Source organism: Methylophilus sp. UBA6697 (genome assembly GCF_002454655.1).
Taxonomy (GTDB): Bacteria; Pseudomonadota; Gammaproteobacteria; order Burkholderiales; family Methylophilaceae; genus Methylophilus.
The window spans coordinates 1-3716 of sequence record NZ_DKJH01000045.1; the positions used below are offsets into that span (position 1 = coordinate 1).

Consider the following 3716-nt stretch of genomic DNA (forward strand, 5'->3'; position numbering starts at 1 on the left):
ATATAATGAACTTTAAGTCTATTAAATATTAATTTATTAATGTCTAAAAAAACAAATTCACTAGCGAGTGCTAACCCGGATGTGCTTAAGGCATTAGAAACGCTAGGCTTGCGCCTGCGTGCCAACCGCGTGGCTTTGGGCTGGACAGTGAAGGAGATGTCAACCCGCTTGCTCTGTTCGCAGAATACTTACCGGGCGATTGAGGCTGGCAAGCCTAGCGCGAGTGTGGGCATTATTGCCAATGCACTGTGGTTGTTTGGCCAATTGGACAATCTGGAGGCTGTTGCGCCTGTCTCCGTGAGTGCTAGTGCGTCTATTCGCGCCAGAAAAAAACCTGGCGTAACCGATGCCGCATTCATTTCAGAGGACGAGCGTGATTTCTAATCGCACCATTTATATAGGCCTGGCTGCCAGGTTCGATACCGATGTCAGGCCCGCGGCGATTTTGAAACTTGCGCGCAGAGGCGTGATTGAGTCCAGCCAATTAGCTTATGGCACCGGATTTTTGGCGGCGCCTGATGCCTTTGCACTAAATCCGCTACATCTAACGCTTAAAAATGAAGTCGTCAGCGTGGCCGAGCGTCGCGTGCGTGACGGCGGCGCGTTACCTTTGACTTTGTGTGACGCGTTGCCGGATGCCTGGGGGCGCAAAGTGCTGGAGTCCCAGCAGGGCCGTACCCTGGATGATATTGATGTATTGCTACTCACCAACGCCAATCGCGTTGGCGCAATGACTTTCGCCGAGACCTTGCCGATTCAACTGCAAGCAGCCGACAGTGAGCTGTTTTCACTTGATGAGATGGCTGAGGCGGTCAAGCGACTAGAGGTCGCCATGGAGATACCGTTGCACCTGCGTCGACTGCTCAATAAAGGTGGCAGCCTAGGTGGGGCCAGGCCCAAAGCGGATTTCATCCACGATAATAAAAGGTGGATTGCGAAATTCCCGGCAAGCAGCGATGACCACGATGTAGAGTTGCTTGAGGCCGCCGTGCTAGCGTTAGCCGGACTGTGTGGCATAGACGTCTCCCCGCACACACTGGCGCCCATACATCGCGGGCATGCCTTGTTAGTGCAGCGTTTTGACCGGGCTGGCACTGTGGATGACGAAACGCGCATACATTACCTCTCGGCATCTGCGTTACTTAATGTGCCCTACAACTCAAATGGCGGCAGTTATATTGAATTCGCGCAGGTGATCAGAAAGATTTCAGCCCAACCCGAGCACGATTTAAAGCAGTTATACCGCAGAATGGTATTTAACCTCATCATCGACAATACCGATGACCATGTCAAAAACCATGGCATGTTGCATGTCAAAGGCAATCAATATCAGCTTTCTCCCGCGTTTGACGTCGTCATGCAACTGACGAACGTGCATTACCAGGCGCTGGCTATTTTCCCCGGCAACAATCTTTCCAAGCTCAGCTTGGCCATACGTGCGGCTTCACATTTCGGTATTAACGAAAATATTGCCAAAGCAATCATTGACGATATTGAAGATAAAACGCGTCAACAGTTATTGCCTACTGTTGAAAGGTTAGGCGGCAGTGATGTGCTGATGAAAAGAGTGCAGCAGTGTTTGGATCGGCAGATGGCTTTTATTCACGCGGAGTAGGTTGCGTGAAGCTGGGGTAAAGGTGGTCTTTTTAGAAAACCATTATTCAGTACGGCGAATAAAGCAAAAGGCCTTGCATTTCTGCAAGGCCTTTTTTATTTGGCTCCTCAACCTGGGCTCGAACCAGGGACCTACGGATTAACAGTCCGGCGCTCTACCGACTGAGCTATTGAGGAATCGGTACGTCGTTTGAAGGCGCTATATTACTGAGGCCTCGCCCCTTGGTCAACTACTTTTTGCGAAATATTTTATATTTTTTGTGGTGAGGGAATGGCCCAAACAAAATGCATGATCTGTGGCTATTTTTAGGCAAATTTTTGTAATATTCGCGCCACTGATCCTTGACAGCGGCGGGTTTGTCAGGGTGCTGACTTATAATATGTGTCAGGAGAATACGATGCGAACCATGGTTGGTAAAATTGCGAGTGTGGATGGCGTGGCAGAAGTGATTGACGCCCGTGGGCAGCATCGCGCGCTGGTTGCTGGCGATTTGTTGCGTGAAGGCGATCAGGTAGTGACGGCTTCAGGTGCAACATTGGCACTGGAGGCAATGACGGGTGAGCTGATTCAGTTTAATGGGCAGCAAACCATTACCATGACAACGCAACTTACCGCTCAATACGTTGCAGATGCGAGTGATGACGCGATACACCCGTGGTTGTTGCAGCATGTGCTGGCTTCAGTGCAATCCGGCGAGGACGTGTTGGATATCGCTGGTTTATTGGCGGAGTTGCCTGTAGAAAACACATTTTCTGCATTTGCAGCGACAGTATTGCCTGATGAAGTGGCAGCCGCTCTTCATATTGATGACTTGATTCAGGATCATGCAAACAGCCAGTCGTCTACTTTAGGTGCTGGTGCGGTGGATTTGATGGCAAGCACCAGTTTGCCGAGTGAGGTGGCTTTGCAGCAGAGCTTGCTCAAGGACTTCATCAAAGATTGATCTTTAATACATAAAAGAAAAAAGCGCCCAAGGGCGCTTTTTTCTTTTCAGGCGAATGCTAATTAGTTGAGCGCTTTTTCAATGCGATCCAGTGCTTCTTGCAGGTTTTCCATACTGGTGGCGAACGAGATGCGGAAATAGCCTTCGGCACCAAAGGCGGAGCCTGGCACCACAGCCACATTGTGCTCTTCCAGCAAGTATTCAGCCAACGCCATATCTGACGCGTCTTTGATTTTGCCAGCCTGGTGCAGGCTTGCGATAGCCTGGCGTGCATCCGGGAAAGCATAGAACGCGCCGCCTGCCATTAAACAGCTCAGGCCTGGCATGGCGTTGAAACGGTCAACCACATATTTGTGACGCTCGCGGAACGCAGCCACCATCGGCTTGATACAGTCTTGTGAACCACTCAAGGCCGCTTCGGCGGCATATTGTGAAATCGAGGTCGGGTTGCTGGTGGATTGGCTTTGCAGGATTTCCATGGCTTTGATGATATAAGCCGGGCCTGCGGCGTAACCAATACGCCAGCCGGTCATGGAGTAGGCTTTGGATACGCCATTNNTACATATCATCGGTGGCGATTAATACATGTGGATGCTTCAGCAACACTTCACCCAATGCTTTTAACTCGTCCAGCGTGTAGACCGCGCCGGTTGGGTTGGAAGGGGAGTTGAACATCACCAGTTTGGTTTTGGCGTTAATGGCTGCTTCCAGTTGTGCTGGCAGCAGCTTAAAACCTTGTTCGATACCGCATTCGAGAATCACAGGCTTCGCCTCGGCCACCATGGCGATGTCGGCGTAGCTGACCCAGTAAGGCGCTGGAATAATCACTTCATCGTGCGGGTTTAACACGGCCAGGCACAGGTTGAAAATGGTTTGCTTGCCGCCAACACCGACGATGACTTCGTTTAAGGCGTAGTCAAAACCGTTTTCATTTTTGAATTTATTCACGATGGCTTTTTTCAGCGCTGGAATGCCGCTGACCGGCGTGTATTTGGTGTAACCGGCATCAATCGCTGCCTTGGCTGCATCTTTAATATGCTGCGGCGTATCAAAGTCTGGTTCACCGGCGGCCAGGCCAATAATCGGGCGACCTTCGGATTTATATTTGGCAGCTTTGGCAGTAATGGCCAAAGTTGGAGATTCTTTAATGGATAACAC

The 3716-nt window shown here is 50.5% G+C and carries 3 protein-coding genes, 1 tRNA gene and 1 pseudogene; 3 read left to right on the top strand and 2 right to left on the bottom strand.

What is annotated here, in order from left to right:
- Positions 1-39: 39 nt before the first annotated feature.
- Together B3355_RS12270 and B3355_RS12275 are read left to right on the top strand one after the other, a co-directional pair.
- Positions 40-384 (top strand): helix-turn-helix domain-containing protein, encoded by a 345-nt coding sequence (locus B3355_RS12270; RefSeq protein WP_024929897.1) that lies wholly within the window; start codon positions 40-42, stop codon positions 382-384.
- Positions 374-1615: a type II toxin-antitoxin system HipA family toxin gene (locus B3355_RS12275; RefSeq protein WP_292784389.1), complete on the top strand. Its 1242-nt coding sequence runs from the start codon at positions 374-376 to the stop codon at positions 1613-1615. The genes B3355_RS12270 and B3355_RS12275 overlap by 11 nt, the downstream gene beginning before the upstream one ends.
- 100 nt (positions 1616-1715) lie before the next feature.
- Here the strand turns inward: B3355_RS12275 and B3355_RS12280 are convergent.
- Positions 1716-1791, bottom strand: a tRNA-Asn gene (locus tag B3355_RS12280).
- A 221-nt stretch (positions 1792-2012) separates the two neighbouring features.
- Between B3355_RS12280 and B3355_RS12285 the strand changes: the two genes are divergently transcribed.
- Positions 2013-2558, top strand: a complete 546-nt coding sequence (locus B3355_RS12285) for a hypothetical protein (protein WP_292784392.1) — start codon at positions 2013-2015, stop codon at positions 2556-2558.
- 62 nt (positions 2559-2620) lie between these two features.
- On the opposite strand, the pseudogene B3355_RS12290 reads toward B3355_RS12285, so the two are convergent.
- Positions 2621-3716 (bottom strand): annotated as a pseudogene (locus tag B3355_RS12290) (pyridoxal phosphate-dependent aminotransferase); the annotation flags it as partial.

Excerpts from the sequence above, each read along its gene's own strand:
- B3355_RS12270 (WP_024929897.1), top strand. The coding sequence starts at position 40 with ATGTCTAAAAAAACAAATTCACTAGCGAGTGCTAACCCGGATGTGCTT.
- B3355_RS12285 (WP_292784392.1), top strand. The coding sequence starts at position 2,013 with ATGCGAACCATGGTTGGTAAAATTGCGAGTGTGGATGGCGTGGCAGAA.